At 59.8% G+C, this 259-nt stretch carries 1 pseudogene; it reads right to left on the bottom strand.

The annotated features are described in order from the left end of the window. Positions 1-259: pseudogene (fusA, locus tag C1X29_RS28820) on the bottom strand (elongation factor G); the annotation flags it as partial.

The following is a 259-nucleotide window of genomic DNA, read 5'->3' as shown; positions in this document are numbered from 1 at the left end:
TCCATGAACTCTTCATCGTTCTCGGCGATAGTCTCGAGCATCTCCGCGCGGGCAGCCTCGGCCTCGTCCTTCATGTCGGCCGGGATGTCCTCAGTCTCGTAGTGAGCACCAAGCTCGGTCTCACCACGCCACGTCTTAGCGTTCATCTCGACCAGGTCGACGATGCCCATGAACTGGTCCTCGGCACCGATCGGCAGCTGCAGCAGGACCGGAATAGCGTGCAGACGCTCCTTGATGGTGTTGACGCAGTGGTCAAAAG

This window comes from Pseudomonas sp. GW456-12-10-14-LB2 (assembly GCF_002884345.1).
GTDB classification, from domain to species: Bacteria; Pseudomonadota; Gammaproteobacteria; order Pseudomonadales; family Pseudomonadaceae; genus Aquipseudomonas; species Aquipseudomonas paraglycinae.
Note: the sequence above shows the minus strand (reverse complement) of the source record. Positions and strands in the feature narration are given on the sequence as shown.